17 protein-coding genes are annotated in these 16,120 nt (G+C 63.2%); 7 read left to right on the top strand and 10 right to left on the bottom strand.

Annotated features, from left to right (window positions below; genetic code table 11):
- Nucleotides 1–435, bottom strand: a 435-nt coding sequence (locus ASE71_RS36630; protein WP_244497381.1) for a hypothetical protein, incomplete at its 3' end; no start/stop codon positions are given.
- 73 nt (nucleotides 436–508) lie between these two features.
- On the opposite strand from ASE71_RS36630, the gene ASE71_RS23895 reads away from it, so the two are divergent.
- Nucleotides 509–1,114: an RBBP9/YdeN family alpha/beta hydrolase gene (locus ASE71_RS23895; RefSeq protein ID WP_034801968.1), complete on the top strand. Its 606-nt coding sequence runs from the start codon at nucleotides 509–511 to the stop codon at nucleotides 1,112–1,114.
- A 312-nt stretch (nucleotides 1,115–1,426) separates the two neighbouring features.
- Nucleotides 1,427–2,833, top strand: coding sequence for an FAD/NAD(P)-binding protein (locus tag ASE71_RS23890; protein ID WP_060520566.1), 1,407 nt, complete (start codon nucleotides 1,427–1,429; stop codon nucleotides 2,831–2,833).
- A 10-nt stretch (nucleotides 2,834–2,843) separates the two neighbouring features.
- Here the strand turns inward: ASE71_RS23890 and ASE71_RS23885 are convergent, their stop codons facing one another.
- The 4 genes from ASE71_RS23885 to ASE71_RS23870 form a co-directional block, all read right to left on the bottom strand.
- Nucleotides 2,844–3,695 (bottom strand): ABC transporter permease subunit, encoded by an 852-nt coding sequence (locus ASE71_RS23885; protein WP_060520565.1) that lies wholly within the window; start codon nucleotides 3,693–3,695, stop codon nucleotides 2,844–2,846.
- Nucleotides 3,692–4,483, bottom strand: coding sequence for a taurine ABC transporter ATP-binding protein (locus tag ASE71_RS23880; protein ID WP_060520564.1), 792 nt, complete (start codon nucleotides 4,481–4,483; stop codon nucleotides 3,692–3,694). The genes ASE71_RS23885 and ASE71_RS23880 overlap by 4 nt, the downstream gene beginning before the upstream one ends.
- Nucleotides 4,484–4,554: 71 nt before the next feature.
- Complete coding sequence (gene tauA, locus ASE71_RS23875) at nucleotides 4,555–5,562, bottom strand: taurine ABC transporter substrate-binding protein (protein WP_060520563.1); 1,008 nt, start codon at nucleotides 5,560–5,562, stop codon at nucleotides 4,555–4,557.
- A gap of 167 nt (nucleotides 5,563–5,729) precedes the next feature.
- Entirely contained in the window at nucleotides 5,730–6,278 is a 549-nt protein-coding gene (locus ASE71_RS23870; protein WP_082566455.1) for a flavin reductase family protein, read from the bottom strand.
- 188 nt (nucleotides 6,279–6,466) lie between these two features.
- On the opposite strand from ASE71_RS23870, the gene ssuD reads away from it, so the two are divergent.
- Together ssuD and ASE71_RS23860 are read left to right on the top strand one after the other, a co-directional pair.
- Nucleotides 6,467–7,660 (top strand): FMNH2-dependent alkanesulfonate monooxygenase, encoded by a 1,194-nt coding sequence (gene ssuD, locus ASE71_RS23865; RefSeq protein ID WP_060520562.1) that lies wholly within the window; start codon nucleotides 6,467–6,469, stop codon nucleotides 7,658–7,660.
- Entirely contained in the window at nucleotides 7,657–9,138 is a 1,482-nt protein-coding gene (locus ASE71_RS23860; protein ID WP_060520561.1) for an FAD/NAD(P)-binding protein, read from the top strand. The genes ssuD and ASE71_RS23860 overlap by 4 nt, the downstream gene beginning before the upstream one ends.
- Here the strand turns inward: ASE71_RS23860 and ASE71_RS23855 are convergent.
- The 5 genes from ASE71_RS23855 to ASE71_RS23835 form a co-directional block, all read right to left on the bottom strand.
- Nucleotides 9,085–9,840: an MOSC domain-containing protein gene (locus ASE71_RS23855; protein WP_060520560.1), complete on the bottom strand. Its 756-nt coding sequence runs from the start codon at nucleotides 9,838–9,840 to the stop codon at nucleotides 9,085–9,087. The genes ASE71_RS23860 and ASE71_RS23855 overlap by 54 nt on opposite strands.
- Nucleotides 9,833–10,540, bottom strand: coding sequence for a glutamine amidotransferase (locus ASE71_RS23850; RefSeq protein ID WP_060520559.1), 708 nt, complete (start codon nucleotides 10,538–10,540; stop codon nucleotides 9,833–9,835). The genes ASE71_RS23855 and ASE71_RS23850 overlap by 8 nt, the downstream gene beginning before the upstream one ends.
- A 26-nt stretch (nucleotides 10,541–10,566) precedes the next feature.
- Complete coding sequence (locus tag ASE71_RS23845) at nucleotides 10,567–11,121, bottom strand: peroxiredoxin family protein (RefSeq protein ID WP_113136342.1); 555 nt, start codon at nucleotides 11,119–11,121, stop codon at nucleotides 10,567–10,569.
- 62 nt (nucleotides 11,122–11,183) lie between these two features.
- Nucleotides 11,184–11,732, bottom strand: a complete 549-nt coding sequence (locus ASE71_RS23840) for a carboxymuconolactone decarboxylase family protein (protein WP_060520558.1) — start codon at nucleotides 11,730–11,732, stop codon at nucleotides 11,184–11,186.
- A 211-nt stretch (nucleotides 11,733–11,943) separates the two neighbouring features.
- A complete protein-coding gene (locus tag ASE71_RS23835) occupies nucleotides 11,944–12,600 on the bottom strand; it encodes a MarR family winged helix-turn-helix transcriptional regulator (RefSeq protein ID WP_060520557.1) in 657 nt (218 codons plus the stop codon).
- Between the two features lie 150 nt (nucleotides 12,601–12,750).
- On the opposite strand from ASE71_RS23835, the gene ASE71_RS23830 reads away from it, so the two are divergent.
- From ASE71_RS23830 to ASE71_RS23820, 3 genes are all read left to right on the top strand, one after another.
- The gene (locus tag ASE71_RS23830) at nucleotides 12,751–13,197 is read left to right on the top strand and encodes a pseudoazurin (protein ID WP_082005895.1); all 447 of its coding nucleotides are present in this window, start codon (nucleotides 12,751–12,753) and stop codon (nucleotides 13,195–13,197) included.
- 116 nt (nucleotides 13,198–13,313) lie between these two features.
- On the top strand, nucleotides 13,314–13,850 hold the full coding sequence (locus ASE71_RS23825; protein ID WP_034801997.1) for an MgtC/SapB family protein: 537 nt from the start codon (nucleotides 13,314–13,316) through the stop codon (nucleotides 13,848–13,850).
- A 274-nt stretch (nucleotides 13,851–14,124) separates the two neighbouring features.
- Nucleotides 14,125–16,008, top strand: a complete 1,884-nt coding sequence (locus ASE71_RS23820) for a patatin-like phospholipase family protein (RefSeq protein WP_060520556.1) — start codon at nucleotides 14,125–14,127, stop codon at nucleotides 16,006–16,008.
- The last annotated feature ends 112 nt before the right edge of the window (nucleotides 16,009–16,120 follow it).

Here is a 16,120-nt window from a genome sequence, read left to right as displayed (position 1 = left end):
GCTCAGCGTGATCCCGAGCGACAATCCAAATCCAGGCAAAACACTCGGCTGGCGAAATCGCCACCGGTTCCCATTGCGTCGCTCCGTCACCTTTCGGTCACCTCTTAGCCCCACAGCCGCGAGCGGCTGCGCTATCCCCTCATCCAAACCGATCTTCAAACCGCCGGTTGGCCGGCTTGTTCGAGCGCCGGTATCTTTCGGCGCCAAACTACCAATTTCATGGGCTCCAACAACGCAAATTTTTGACGCTTCGGCGGCCGGAAGGGAAACTGATTTTCGCTTCTGACCGCGTCTCAAGAAACACTCTGCTCCCAACTTTGTTCCATGCCTGACATCTAAAATGATGGAAGGCAAACGATGCAGCTGAAAAGTTATGCTATAGAATTTATAGATATTGAATGTTCCTTGCTTACGCGCTGTGTCCCGCTCTTCCATAATCAAGCCATGAATCGGGCGCGGCAGAATGCGCGGCCGTTACTTTGAAACATTCTTGTAAGCGGCTGATGTCATGGCAACAACGCTCATCATTCCCGGGCTGTTCGGATCGGGCAGCGGCCACTGGCAGCGCCATTGGCTCAATGACAATCCGCAGGCGGTTCTTGTCGAACAGGACGATTGGGATCGCCCGAGGCTCGATCTTTGGCGCGACAGGCTCGAACACGAGATCTTCCGGCATGGAACAGTCGACCTCGTGGCCCACAGCCTCGGCTGCCTTCTGGTCGCCAATCTCGTGCGGCGCCCGCTCGCCCGGCAGGTGCGCAGCGCCTTGCTCGTCGCGCCGTGCGATCTCGGTCCGACCGATCGGCTTCATCCGGGTGCCATCGATTTCGGGTCGATGCCCGATCTGCCCTTGCCTTTTTCGAGCCTCGTCGTCGGCAGCCTGAACGACCCCTATATGCCTTTCGACCGCCTGCGTCATTTTTCGACCCGCTGGGGCAGCCGCCTCGTTGATCTTGGCCATGCCGGGCACATCAACATTGCCAGTGGTTTTGGCCGCTGGTCGCATGGCTATGACCTATTGAGGGTGTTGAACGGGATTTCGCGTCGGGAGTTTGCACGTGCGCAGCCGGGCGAATTCTCAGAGCAGTTACCCTTGCCAAACGGCGTGGCTTGAACGCTCCAGAGCATGGCGACGGAGACCGCTTTGCGTGGTCTTATCACACGGCCCTTGATGTCGGCGCCGTTTCGCGCTCTAATAACGCACAAAGTTTATAGAGTATACCGTCTAGGGATGCGCATGCGCCAAGGTGCCAGGCCAGCCGGGATAGGACATACGGGCTCGACCGTCCTTGCGGCGGACGATATCTTCTCGCGACCCTGCAGATGGTCGCCGATACCCTCACAATTCGGTCGGTGTCTGCGTTGAGGACCGAAACAGCCATGCATTTCAAACTTTGCCGGCGGGGCCGGCCATAGGAGAGTGCACATGACTGTCCATGGATTGTTTGCCAAGACGTCTCCGACGGAAATGGGTTCCAGGGGCAAGCCGCATATCGCCATCGTCGGCCGCGGTTTTTCCGGTGTAATGATGGCTATCGCCCTGATGAAGTCTGTGCGGGCCGCCTTTCACGTCCATCTCTTCGATCCGCAACCGACGATCAGCGGCGGGCAGGTCCTGGCCGCCGCCCAGAGCGGCGAAATCCTCAACAGCCGCGTTCGCGACCTTTCGGTGGCCGCCGGTCAGCCCGAAGACTTCAACGACTGGCTCTCGGCCAATGCCGAGTTTCGCGCCGCCGTGCCGGCCGCCATTCCCGGGTTCCAGCAGATCTTCGTGCCGAAGAGCATCTTCAGCGACTATGTTTACCAGCGCTTCTCCGAGGCGCTGACGCGCCGGCCGGATATTTCGATGCAGCTCTCCTGTCAGGCGGTGCTTGGTCTTCGCAAGCAGGCTAATGGGCGCTTTCTCGTGGTGCAGGAGAACGCGACGGTGGAATGCGACGCCGTTGTGCTGGCGACTGGTTTTGGTTTGCGCCGCGGCGAGATGGAAGTTGCCGACGAGGAAAAGCCACTGGTGCGCGCCCGTCGTCTCGTCGTGCCGCGCCACACGGTCCTGCTCGGTAGCGGAGTCCGGGTGGTCGACCGCCTGCTGCAGCTTCGCGATAACGGCTTTGCCGGCGAGGTCACCATCCTCTCCCGCCATGGTTTCCTGCCGCAGCCGCATACCCGTCTTTCGGCAGCGCCGACATTTCCGGTCGAGCCGATGCCGACGCGGCTCGGCGATATCGTTCGCTTCGTCCGGCAGGCCTGTGCCGAGGCAGAAGAAGCAGGGCTCGGCTGGCAGGCGGCCATGAACGGCCTGCGTCGACGGGCGCGGTCCTTGTGGCAGGCGCTGCCTGAGGAAGAAAAACATCGCTTTAACCGGCACCTGCGGTCGATCTACGACAGCCACCGCAATCGCCTGCCGGCACCCCTCTACCTGCGTCTCCGGCAGGAGCTTGCCAGCGAGCGGACCGTGTTACGCAAGGGTTGGGCCGGCCGGCGCCGTCCGGAAGGGTTGATGGTGCGCTTTGCCGGTGAAAGCCAGGAGACGCTGCTGTCAGCCGACCAGGTGATCGACTGTCGTTGTTCGGCGCCTGACCTTCAGGCGCCGTTGATGCAGAGCCTTTTTTCCGGCGGCCTTGCCGAGCCCGACGAACTCGATCTCGGCATTGCCGTCAGCCCGGCGGGCGAAGTGCTCGCGGGCGGAGGCCCGACGCGCGATCTCTACGCAATCGGGCCGCTCGGTGTTGGCAGCCTGCCCGACATCGATCTCGTGCCGGAGATCGTCACGCAGACCTATGCCGCGGCGCGACTGATCGCAACCCGGAACCGGGTCACTCTGAAGACTGGCTAAGGCTTGCCGCTTAACGCCGCGTTGCCCAGGGCACCAGCCAGCGCTCGATGAGGCGTGCCGCCAATTCGAACAGGAAGGCGACAGCGGCGATCACGACGATGCCGGCGATGACCACGTCGGTCACAAGGAACTGGGCGGCGGACTGGATCATGAAACCGAGGCCGCGAGTTGCGGCGACGAGTTCGGCCGCCACCAGCGTCGACCACCCGGCGCCGAGCGCGATACGGGTTCCCGTGAGGATCGAGGGCAGGGCGCTCGGCACGATGACATGGCGCAGCACCTGCAGCCGCGACGCGCCGAAGGAGCGCGCCGCATTGACGTGATCGGCCGATGCGGAACGGACGCCCGTTGCCGTCGAAAGGATGACCGGCGGTAACATCGCCAGTGCAATCACCGCAATCTTCGACGCTTCGCCGATGCCGAGCCAGATGATCACCAGGGGAAGATAGGCAAGCGGCGGCAGCGGTCGCAAGAATTCGACGATCGGATCGAGGATGCCTTTGCCGAGTCGGCTCGCTCCGATGGCAAGGCCGGCGGGAATGCCGGCGACGAGGGCGACGGCAAGCGCGCCGAAGATCCGCAGCAGGCTGGCGCCGACGTGCTCAGCGAGCGTCGCATCGACAAAACCGGTGATGGCAAGGCTCCGGAGTGCCTGGTAGACGGCAACCGGTGACGGCAGGAACAGCGGCGAGACGAAACCATAGCTGGAGGCAAGGCTCCAGAGGAAAAGCAGTGCCGTAATGGTCGCGAGCGAAATCCAGACAAGCGGCAATGGTGGTCGGTCGGCGCTCTGTTCCGCTTGCCCGTCTAGGTGGCGTGCCGTCGGCATGATAGGCGGCAGGCCTTCAACCGAGATGCTCATGCGGCAATTCCTTCTTCTTCGGCATGGATGAGCACGGTCAATTCGTCCTGCAGGCGGCGAAAGGCGGCTGAGCTGCGGATTTCCGAAAGCGGTGTCCCTGCGAGGTGATCGCGGCCGAAGGTCGTGTAGATTTCGCTGGTGATCCGGCCGGGGTTGGGGGCAAGCACGATAACCCGCGTTGCCAGCAGCAGCGCCTCCTCGATGCTGTGGGTTATCAGGAGGGCGCCGACTCGATTCCGTTGCCATATGTCCAGAAGAAAGCCCTGCATACGGCTGCGGGTCAGCGCGTCGAGCGCGCCGAGCGGCTCGTCCATCAACAGAAACTTCGGGCTGGAGGCAAGCGCACGGGCAATGCCGACACGCTGGCGCATGCCGCCCGACAGTTCCCAGACATGCCGCTCGGCTGCATCGCTGAGCCCGACCTGATCGAGAAGGGTTCGCGCCCGCACCAGCCGATCCGCCTTGGAAAAACCGCGCAGGCGCAGGGGAAAGGCGACATTGTCGAGGGCAGTCAGCCACGGATAGAGCGCATCGTCCTGGAACACGACGGCGCGCTCTGCCCCTGGGCCGGCGACCGGCGCGCCATCGAGCCGAACGCGGCCGCTGCTTGGTTTCACGAAGCCAGCAGCAAGATTGAGAAGGCTGGTCTTGCCGGAGCCGGAGCGGCCGATGACGACAACGAACTCGTCGTGGTCGATCGACAGATCGATCGATGCAAGCACCGGCGTCTTCCGGCCGGCATCGGCCGCGTATCGCAATGTGACATTCTCAAGCGAGAGGACGGACATGCTGTTCTCCTGGCATGGCGAAGTGCGCCCGCCCGAAGATTTCATCCGGGCGGGCAGCAATTGAGTGAACGTCAGAACGAGAGCTTTGCCGCTTCCTGCGCCCAGCGGGCGGAAACGTAGGGCGCGTAGTCGGGGAGGACTGCCGGGATCTTGCCCTGTTCGAGCAGGAAGGCCGAGGTCTGGGCGATCGCCTTGACGGTCGCGCCGCCGAGAAGATCAGCGCTCGCCTGCTCTTCGAGCGAGGGGAAGTAATAGCCCTTGAGCAGGTTCGGCACCTCCTCGGGCTTTGCGCCGGTGAGCCGTGCGATCTTCTCGGCCTGCGGCGAGCCCGCGCTCCAGGCCTCCGGCTTGGCGCGGTAGTCCGCATAGGCGTCGCCGGTCACCTTGACGAAGCCGGTGACGATTTCAGGATGTTCCTCGGCAAACTTCTTGCTGACGATCCAGGCGTCGAAGGTCGGTCCGCCCCATTTCGCGACGTCGCTCGATGTCGCAAGCACGGTCGCGGTCTTCTTGATTTCGGAGAGAACCGGATCCCAGACATAGGCGCCATCGATATCGCCGCGCTGCCATGCAGCGGCGATCTCCGGTGGCCGGAGGTTGAGGATTTCAACCGCCTTCGGGTCAATGTTCCAGTGTTTCAAGGCGGTGAGCAGGCTGTAATGCGCCGTCGAGACGAAGGGCGTTGCAATCTTCTTGCCGGCAAGCTCTTCCGGCTTGTCGATTCCCTTGACAGCCAGCGCCTCTGCGTCGCTGATCAGGCCGACGACGAAGATTGTTTCGAGCGGAATTTGGCGGCTCGCGGCGGCGGCCAGCGGCGAGGATCCGACATAGCCGATGTCGATCGACCCGGATGCAAGTGCCGCAATCACGTCTGCGCCACCGTCGAATTTCTGCCAGGTGATCTTGGCGCCGGTCACCTTCTCATAGGTCCCGTCTGCCTGCGGCACGCGCGACGGCTCGACGATGGGCTGGTAGCCGATGGTCAGCGTCGTTTCGTCCGCATGGGCTGGAAGGGAAAGCTGGCTCGCCGCCAAGAGGGCGGCACTGGCGGCAAGAAGGGTGCGTCTGCGGATCGTCATCGTATGCTCCTCAACGGTTGCGGCTTCCTCGGGAAGTCCTGACATTATGTTGATTAAAAGCATGGATTTTATGTAGATAAATTATTCCGCTTTTTGTGGCTTTGCAGAGAGCCCATTCCAAATTTGAGATCCGTGGCAGCGCTCTGTGCCATGCATGGAAAGCAGCGTCAGAACTGCACGCCGCCGTAGCGGCCGTTGTGGTAGACGATCGGTTCGCCGGTCCCCGCGGTAATCGCCACGACCCGACCGAGGATGATCGCATGGCTATGGCGCTCGATGATCTCCTCGACCTCACAATCGATGGCGGCAAGCGCGCCGGCAAGCGCCGACGCGCCGCTGGCAAGCCGGATCCATTCGGCGCCATCGTAGCGAGCGGCGCCCTTGGTGCCATCGACACCGGAGAAACGCTCGGCGACCCTTTGCTGTTCGCGCGACAGAAGGTTGACGCAGAAATGCCGATAGCGCTCGATGACCGGCCAGGTGGAGGATGTGCGGTTGATGTTGACGATCATGGTCGGCGGATCGACGGCGAGCGCGGTTGCGGAGGTCACGGTGGCGCCGGTACGCTCTTCGCCTATCCCTGCGGTGATGACGGAGACGCCACCTGAGAAGTTGCGCATGGCCGCCTTCAGCGCCGGCGTGGTGATCGACCCGTAACCATTGGCGGTCGGAACGATGGCATCGAATGCGGGAGAAGCGGCAAGCGCAATGGTCATGGCCAAATCCTCGAAAAATTTAATCTAATTCCCGGTCGCTCACGGCTGATGCGGGAAAAATTTTTCCTCACATCAAGGATGATCGTCCGAATTCTTATTGTCAATAAATTTTATAGAGTTTATGCTTTTTGGCAATCGAGGGACGCTCTTGCGTGCCTCCGAAGGAACCTGCGAGGAGGCTTGCGCGAATGGGAATTGTGCCCGACGAAATCCCCGAGAAGATCCCCGAAAAGATCAATGTGCTCTGGTTTCTGCCGACCCACGGCGATAGCCGCTATCTCGGAACCACGCGCGGCGGCCGAAACGTGGACCTCAATTATCTCAAGCAGGTCGCGCAGGCCGCCGATACGCTCGGCTACTATGGCGTGCTCATCCCGACGGGGCGGAGTTGCGAGGACAGTTGGGTGGTCGCTTCGGCGCTGGCGCCGCTCACTGAAAAGTTGCGGTTCCTGATCGCGGTTCGGCCCGGCCTGCTTTCGCCCACGCTCGCGGCACGCATGACGGCCACGCTGGACCGTCTCTCGGGCGGACGGCTGCTGATCAACGTCGTTACCGGCGGCGATCCGATCGAAAACAAGGGCGACGGCATACATCTCGCGCATGGCGAACGCTACGAGGTGACCGAGGAATTCCTGAACATCTACAAGGCCGTGCTTCGCGGAGAAGAGGTCGATTTCAAGGGGAACCACTTCGATATCGAAGGCGGGAAGCTCCTGTTTCCGTGCGTACAGCAGCCCCACCCGCCGCTTTATTTCGGCGGCTCCTCCGGCAAGGGCCAGGAGGTGGCAGCGCGTACGATCGACAAGTACCTGACCTGGGGCGAGCCGGCCGAGGACGTTGCCCGCAAGATCGCCGAAGTGCGCGCCCTGGCCGAAGCCGAGGGCAGGGACGTTACCTTCGGCATCCGCCTTCATGTGATCGTTCGCGAAACCGCAAGGGAAGCGTGGCAGGCCGCCGACGAACTGATACAATATGTGGATGACGACACGATTGCTGCCGCACAGAAGGTGTTCGAGCGCATGGATTCGGTTGGTCAGAGCCGCATGAGCCGCCTGCATGGTGGTCGCCGTGACAAGCTCGAAATCGCTCCCAATCTCTGGGCCGGCGTCGGTCTGGTGCGCGGAGGGGCAGGAACGGCGCTCGTCGGCGATCCCGATCAAGTCAGGGCGCGCATGGAAGAATACCGACAAATCGGCATCGACAGCTTTATCCTGTCCGGTTACCCGCATCTCGAAGAGGCCTATCGGTTCGGTGAACTGGTTCTGCCGCATCTGCCGCTGGCCCACGCCGTCCCGGCACGCGAGACGTCGATCAACACCGGGCCGTTCGGCGAAACCATCGCCGGCGATCATCGCCCGAAGCTGAAGGTCTCCCAGTCGTGACAGCTGTGCGGCGACCGGTCATTGCCATTGTCGGCGGCGGCTTCACCGGCGCAGTGGTCGCGGCGAACCTTGCACGCCATGCCGCCAGCGACGGCGCCGCCATCGTGGTCTTCGAGCCGCGAGACCGGCTCGGCGCGGGCCTTGCCTATGATAGCGGCAATCCCGCCCATCGTACGAATGTGCCTGCGGCCCGCATGAGCCTCGTTCCTGATGATCCCGACGATTTTTTGAACTGGCTGGCGGCCCATGGCGAGCCACGCGGCGACCCGGACGCAAGGGCGGCCGATGGCCATCTTTATGTGCGGCGGGCGGTGTTCGGGCGATACGTCGGCGCGTTCGTCGCGCCGTTCGTGCGGAGCGGCAAGGTCGTGCACCGGCGCGAGCGCATCGCGCGCATCGAGCGGCGTGGAGCGCGCTGGAAGCTGACCTCCGACGCTGGGACGGAGCTGCTGGCCGACATCGTCGTGATCGCCACGACGCATCCCTCGCCTTGTGCGCCGAAGCGCGTTGCACAGGCGCTCGAAGGCCACCCGCGTTTCGTCGCCGACACTACGGTCGCCGGGTCTCTTACCTGCCTTCGTCCCGATGATCACGTTCTGGTGCTTGGAAACGGCCTGACGGCGGCGGACGTGATTGCGTCGCTGAGGCTCGCCGACCACCGCGGCTCGATCGTCGCCCTGTCGCGCCGCGGACTTCGTTCGCGAGGCCACGCGGGAAGAGCACAGGAACCCTTCGGCGATTTTGTCGGTACCCCGGCGCGAACCGCGCTCGAACTGCTTCGACGCGTGCGCCTGGCGGTGCGGCAGGCCGCTCTGGCGGGGCTCAGCTGGCATGCGGTTTTCGACGCCTTGCGTAGCCAGGGCGGACAGGTCTGGCGGGCGTTGCCGGTTGCAGAGCGACGCCGCCTCGTGCAGCGCCTGCGACCGTTCTGGGACGCCCACCGGTTCCGCGTGGCGCCGCAGATCGATGACGCGATCCGGCAGGCAATCGAGACGGGACAGTTGCGTGTCCTCGGCGCTTCGATCGAGGGCGTCGAGCGCTACGGTCAGGTCATCGCGGTCGATATCCGTCACCGGCAGACGCGCATCCGGGAACGCCTGTTGTTCGATGCCTGCGTCGTGACGACCGGCCCGGCGCATACGGGTATTCTTTCCAGCCAGGACTGGCTCGCGGATCTGGCGTCGAAGGGCTGGCTGCGCCTAGACAGTGTCGGACTGGGGCTTGCCTGCGATGAGGCGAGTCGGGCGATCGGGACGAGTGGCGTGGCCGAGAGATCGCTGATCGTTGCCGGGCCGCTGGCGCGCGGCACCTTCGGCGAACTCATGGGCTTGCCGCAGGTCAACGATCACGCCATCTTCATTGCCGATGAGATCGCCGAGATGCTGGCGCGGCCGGACAGGGTCGCCACCCGCCGCAGGTCGGCGTCATCCGTTCGGCAACGACTGGTCACGACCCTCGACGGCGCCGCCAGGCGTTGAAGCCGGAGCCTCGCCGTCGAGCCGGCGGGACCAATCTTCGACAGCCCGCGTCTGCAGGCGCTTGGCTGCATAGTCCCGCCAATTCGGGGGCAGGATGGCGAGATCGGCGATTTCGGACAGGGCATCGCGGTTGAGCGTATCGACATAGAGATAGTGCCACAGCCGGGCGATCGTCCATTCGGGATAGCGCCGCTCGACGAGTTGCATCCGCTCACCGGGCGAAACCAAGCCGGTTTCGATGACCCGGTAGTACCATCCCGTTCGGCCGGTCTGCTGGACGCGGCGGGCCATATCCGGCAGATCGAAACGGCGGTTCAGCTTCCAGCAGGGTTGCCGGCCCTGGCTCACCTCGAGAAGGGCTTTACCAAGGCGGAACTGGTCGCCGACCGCGACATCTCTTTCCGTCAATCCCAAGGCCGAGATGTTCTCGCCGAAGGCGCCCGGCTGCTCCAGCCTGGCTACGCTTCCGAGATCCTTGACCCAAGCCTCGTAGTGGTCGCGCGGGTAATGATGCACGGCCTTATCCGGGCCACCGTGCCTCTTCAGATCACCCTGATGGTCGCCGGCAAAGCCGGTTGTGCCGAGATGTACCGGCCCGAGAGTCGGGTGTTTGTCGATACCGCTTAAGGTTCCGCGGTCGTCGATCGGCGTGAGGGTGCCGATGAGCAGGGCGTCGAGCGCAATCGGGGCCTGCTCAAACATCGATGTTCTCCAGCCATTCGCCGATCATCGACGCGGCCGCCGCCTCCAGGCGAGGCCCGTAACGTCGGGCGTCGGCGCGCAGGCTCGGAACGCTGAGCCCGGCGGCCGCCAGTTCGCAGGCGTGACCGACGAGCCAGCGTTCAAAGGCCGCGCCGGCTTGGGCCTCCGGGTGAAACTGAAGGGCGAGCACCGTATTGCCGCGCGCGAAGCCTTGCTGCGCGATCAGCGATGTCGAGGCCAGCAGGTCAGTGCTGGCCGGCAGGTCGTAGGTGTCACCGTGCCAATGCAGGACGGAGACGTCGGCGAGATGGCGGAGGGCCGAGGCCTCGCCGGCGGCGCTAAGGCTCAGCGGCGAAAAACCGATCTCCTTCAGGCCGGAAGGGTAGACGCGGGCACCGAGCGCGCGGGCGATCAGCTGGGCGCCGAGGCAGATTCCGAGCGTCGGCCGGTTGCCGGCAAGACGTGCCTGAAGCATGGCGATTTCCCCGGCGATGAAGGGATAGGCCTCGTCTTCATAGACCCCGATCGGACCGCCGAGCACGATGACGAGATCGGGCTCCAACGGATCGAAAGAGAGGTAATTTTCGTCGCTGACATCGCGGTACTCGATTGCGAACCCCGCCGCCCGCAGCGGTCCGGCAAAGCTGCCGAGATCTTCGAAATGCACATGTCTGAGGGCGAGCGCCATTCTGGTCGTCATCGTCTGTTCTCCCATGCTCAGAGGTTCTAGCCGGCACGCGCGTCGGGCACGCATCCTTCGCTCGTGCACCCGGCTGAAGTGGCGGTGGCCCCGCTGAAATCGGGGATCGGGGCGGAAAGGAGTGTCGCAAGACGCGCGCCGATGACCATGTCGTCTTCGATGCCGAAGCGGTGGTGTTCGACATGACCGCCGCGTCCGATGATGATTGCCGTCGGCGTGCCTCGCATGCCGTATCGCTCCATCGTTTTCGGTATCGGTCCCTGCTCGGAAGGCTGGTCGACGGCGATCGGGAAGGTCAGGCGATATTCATGAATGAACGCCTTCAGCGCCTCGGGTGTCATGACCGCGTGATGCTCGAACACCGAATGCAGGCCGAGGACCTGAAGATCGGTATCCCGAAAAATGCTCTGGACGCGCTGCATCTGCGGCAGTCCGTGCGAAACGCAGGCCGGGCACAGCATCTGAAACGCATGAAGGAAAACGACCCGGCCGCGAAGCTGCGCAAGGCTCGGACGTTCCTGTGTGTTGAACCAGGTCGAAACGGCGAGTTCCGGAGCCGCGGTCCTGTGATTGCTGTTCATTGTTCTCATCTCCAAGACGGCCGGGCGAACGCTCGTCGCCCGGCCTTTGCGACATGTGCGGATCAGGCGGCTTCGCGAACGAGCTTCACGCCGGGGAAGTCGACCGGAACGGCAAGCGCGACGTTGATGTAGTTGGTGAACAGGTTGAGCGCGACATGCGCGATGATCTCGACGACGTCCTCGTCATCGAAGCCGGCGTCGCGCAAGGTGCGCACATCCACGTCGGATACCTGTCCGCGCGCCTCGACGAGCTTCTGAGCAAAGGTAAGGGCCGCCGCCGTCTTCGGATCGGAGGACTTGCCGTGCTGCGCTGCCGTCATCTCCTCGGCGGTCGCGCCGGCCTTGCGGCCAAGTGCGGTGTGCGCCGCCAGGCAATAGTGGCAATCGTTGCGATCCGCGACGGCAACGGCGATCTGCTCGCCGAGTTTGGCGCCGAGGCGTCCCTTGCCGAGCGCGCCGAAGGAGCCCCACATGCTGGCAAGGGCCGCCGGTGAATTGGCGACGGCGCGGAACATGTTGGGTGCTACCCCGAAGGCGGAGCGGATTTCGCCAAGCAGTTCGGCGCTGGGGCCAGTTGCCGAAACGGGGTCGACTAGATTAATTCTGCTCATGGTTTTCTCTTTCTATTTGCTGGAGGGAGAAAATTGCCGGTCCGCCGATGGCAGTCGTCGGACCGGCGCCGACATCATCGTCTGTCCGCTTGCGACGCAGGAAACAGCGCTCGCGAATTCCGATGGTGAAGCTTGTGGCGAGGCGTGGGGGGCTTAGCGACGCCTTCGGGACCGCCGGCATTGGCGCCGGCGGCTGGATCGTTTCGCATGATCAGACCGTCTCGCGATTGAAGAGACGCCAGGCCGCCCTTTGTGCTTCGGGTTCTGCCGTTTCGTATTCGCCGCAATCGACGCGCAGTTCCGCCGGTCCGAACGCAGCATCGACGAACGCGCAGTGATGCGGCGCCTTCGGGTCATCATAGACATGCGGCCGAAAGTATCGACAGTTGACGCACATGCGCTGTTCCGGGATGGCGCCAGCCGCCTGCAGACCACGGATGATCTTGACGAGATGCATGAGCAGATCCTGCTGCTCCAGCCTCGAAAGCGAAGCGATGGCATCCTCCGTGGCCGATGCGAGCCGCCCCGCCTGTCGCACTGCGTCCTCGCCGGCCGGCGTGGTGGCAACCGAAAGGGCGCGCGCGTCGCTCGGATCCGGCCGCTTCTCGACCAGCCCCTTGCGCAAGAGCGCGTTGACCGAGTCCGTCGTCGTCGGCTGGCTGACGCCGAGATAACCGGCGATCTGTTTTACCCGCATTCCGCCGCGTCTACGGGCAACCAGGAAGGTCAGGATCTGCAATTGCGTCGGATTGAGGCCGATCGCTTCCGCACTCGACCAGGCCTCCGTGCGCATGGCCGTCGCTACGCGGGAAAGGCCGTCGCCGATACGGTCGATCAGGGGCGGTGTCGTGTCAGGTTCCTTGCTCATGCGGTCATTAATATAGGAATCCTATGTATCGTCAATGCCGACAAAAAAGCGGCGCGAATTTGACGCGCATCAAAGTGGAGGGGGCGTCTCAGGCTTAATCCTCTTCTCGAACAACCCGAGCACGGGCTGGTCGCTCAAATGGAGAAGACGATGTTGAATGCAATCAAGAGCGGATTTGGTATCGCGATCGCGGCAATGCTGGTCGCCGCACCGGCAGCCGCCGCGGACTTCGAAGTGCACATGCTGAACAAGGGCAAGGACGGCGCGATGGTTTTCGAGCCGGCGTCGCTGAAGGTTGCGCCTGGCGACACGGTCACCTTCATCCCGACCGACAAGGGACATAACGTCGAAACCATCAAGGGCATGATCCCCGATGGCGCCGAGGCCTTCAAAAGCAAGATCAATGAAAACTACAAGGTGACTTTCACGGCGCCGGGCGTCTACGGCGTAAAGTGCACGCCGCACTACGGCATGGGCATGGTCGGCGTCGTTCAGGTCGGCGATGCGCCGGCCAACCTGGAAGCGGTCAAGGGAGCGAAGAACCCGAAGAAGGCTCAGGAACGCCTGGACGCAGCCCTCGCGGCCCTCGGTAACTAAGCGACTTCTAGCGCTTCGGAGCGGGGTGGGGACAGGCCGCTCCTGGCGTCTGCGCACTGGGTGAGGCGCGGGCGCCATCATGCGGAACCAATGCGAAGCATTCGCGTTGGTTCCGCATGGATCAGATCACTGCCGAATTGTTTCCGCCATCGCAAATTCCCTATCCGGTCATTTTTGCGCGCATTCTTGGAGCGCTGCTGATGGGCGCGGTCATCGGCTTCGAGCGCGAGGTCAAGGCACGACCAGCCGGCCTCAAGACCCATATGCTCGTCTGCCTCGCAGCCTGCACCTTCGGCATCATCTCGATCGAAAGCGTCCGCCTCGGCGGCTTCTTCGACGAACGCGTCCGCATCGATCCTCTGCGCGTGGTGGAGGCGGTCACAGCCGGTGTCGCCTTTCTTGCAGCCGGCACAATCGTCTTGTCTCGCGGCGAGGTTCAGGGCCTGACGACCGGGGCCAGCCTCTGGCTTGCCGGCGCGATCGGCATTTCGGTCGGCTTCGGCCATTGGATCGTTGCCGGCCTGGCGGTCGGTTCCGCCTTCGCCGTTCTCACCATCATCGGCTACTTCGAAGCCAAGGCCGTGCGACACCAAAAGCCTGACGTGGAGCCGGAGGGTAAGGCGAGCGACGAGGGCGGCAAGAAGCAAGCCTAACGATAGGTTTGCGATAGTCCTGAGCGCCGTCTCGAGTCTTAGGGTAATACCCTGCCGTCTCAGGCTAGGTGCAACGCAATGCTATTCTGCACAGAAAGGTTGTGTCCCGCTGGCGCCCTCGACCCGGCGTCGCCATCGTGTCTTCAGGGGCGAGCCCATCTGTTTATGACCCGGTGAAGGCCGCCTGCGCCATATGGCGTGGCGAGGAAATGTGTTCGGCAATCCCGATCGAAACGGCTAAGCTCGTAAGCGGCCTGTTTCCAAGGAAGGTTCAATGGACGCCACCGGTTCCCTTGCTGCCAAGCTGTTGTCGGAGACCCTGATGTTCGACCAGACGTCATTGGCTGCGTTGGAAGCCTTGGCCGCCAATTCCGATCGCGGCATCGTGCGGCGTGGCGAGATCCTGGTCCGCCAAGGCGAGCCGTCGGACCGGTTTTTCGTGGTCCTGTCCGGCCGCTTTACCGTGCACCGGGATGACGTCTCCGACCCTATTGCCGAGATAGGGCAGGGCGAACTCGTTGGCGAGGTCGGTTTCTTCGCCGGGCTGCCGCGCATGGCTACGGTCGTTGCTGCCCGCGATTCCATTGTTCTTTCGATCTGTGACCACCAGTTCGAAAAGGCGGCGAGTGCCCTGCCGAGCCTGCGCCAATCGGTCACCACGTTTCTGGCGCGACGGTTTGCCAAGCAGGCACCGGCTTCGCCGCATGCCAAGGGCGCCTGCCGGATAAGGACGCTCGCAATTGTTGCTGCCGGAAGCAGCCGGGTTTCTCCCCGCTTCATCGACCTGCTGCGCAAGGCTTTTTCCGGATCCACGCGCACGGCTTTCCTGGCGAGGGCCGACATCGAAGAGCGCTTTCCCGGCGTTCCGATCGATGATCAGCCGGTGCTGGACTGGCTCAACCAATTGGAAGCCAAGACCGGAGGCCTCGTCTACATCGCCGACGACGAACCAAGCGACTGGACGCGTGTCTGCATCCGCCAGGCCGATGGTGTCCTGTTGGTCGGCGACCCGTCCGGCTCTGCAAAACTCAACCCGTCAGAGCAACTGGCGCTGTCCGTGCACTCGCCATCGAGCGTGCGGCTCGTTCTGGTGCATGACAAGCGCGCCGCAACGGTCGTCGGCACCAGCGGCTGGCTGAACGAGCGCCCCGGACTCCGGCAGCATCATCACGTGGCGCTCGAAGACATTGAGGATGTCGAGCGTTTGGTCCGCTTCATTGCCGGCGAGGCGAGGGGCTTTGTCGCAGCCGGCGGGGGCTCGCTCGGATGCGCGCATCTTGGCGTCCACAAGGCTTTTATCGAGGCCGGCGCCTCCTTCGACTATCTGGGAGGCACCAGTTCGGGAGCGGCGATGATGGCGGGCTTCGCCCGCGGCATGAACGCCGACGAGATCAATCGTGGGACGCACGAGATCTTCGTCCGCAGCCGCGCGTTCCGTCGCCTGACCGTGCCGCAATATGCGCTGCTGGATCACAAGGTGCTCGACCGCACCCTGCAGGCGGAATATGGCGACGTTCTTATCGAAGACCTCTGGCTGCCATTTTTCGCGCTGTCGACCAATCTCAGCACAGGGCAAGCGCATGTCCATCGCCGCGGAAAACTGTGGCAGGCCGTCAGGGCGTCGGGCTCGATCCCCGGCATACTGCCGCCCTTCTTCACGGCCGACGGTGACATGCTGGTCGACGGGGCGATCATGAACAATCTGCCACTGGAACAGATGAAGGAACTGAAGACAGGGCCGAACGTCGTCGTGAGCCTGGGTGGGGGCGGTCCGGGAAAACAACACATCGACTATGACAGTATTCCCGGCGCGTCCGAACTGACCGTTCGGTTGCTCAACCCCTTCGGCCGCTCGGGCTTGCGGAAAATCCCCAACCTGATCCAGGTCATTGCCGCAAGCATGCTGGCGCACCGGCCGCAGGAGATCGCTCTTGGGGAAAAGGACATCCTGATTTCCCCGCCGGTTTCAGCCGCGATCAGCTTTATGGATTGGAGCCGGCACTCCGAACTGTTCGCCGAAGCCTATCATTGGGCGAAATCATGGATTGATGAGCGTATTGTCGAGAACGACCCGAGGATGGAAGCCATTTGTGGCCTGCCGGCTCGCTATGGCTCGCCGGAAACACATGGCAGCGCGCAGGCGCATTCCGCGCTCTAGGATGCGCCCTGTCTTCTGGGGCCTGACCGTTATGTAATGCCCGCGAGCGCGTTGAATGCGCAGGGATTTTCGACTGATCTTGCCGCCTCTGTTAAGTTGTCACTGTCCTCTT

Source organism: Ensifer sp. Root954 (assembly GCF_001429005.1).
Classification (GTDB): Bacteria; Pseudomonadota; Alphaproteobacteria; order Rhizobiales; family Rhizobiaceae; genus Ensifer; species Ensifer adhaerens.
This window is presented reverse-complemented; position numbering and strand designations above follow the sequence as displayed.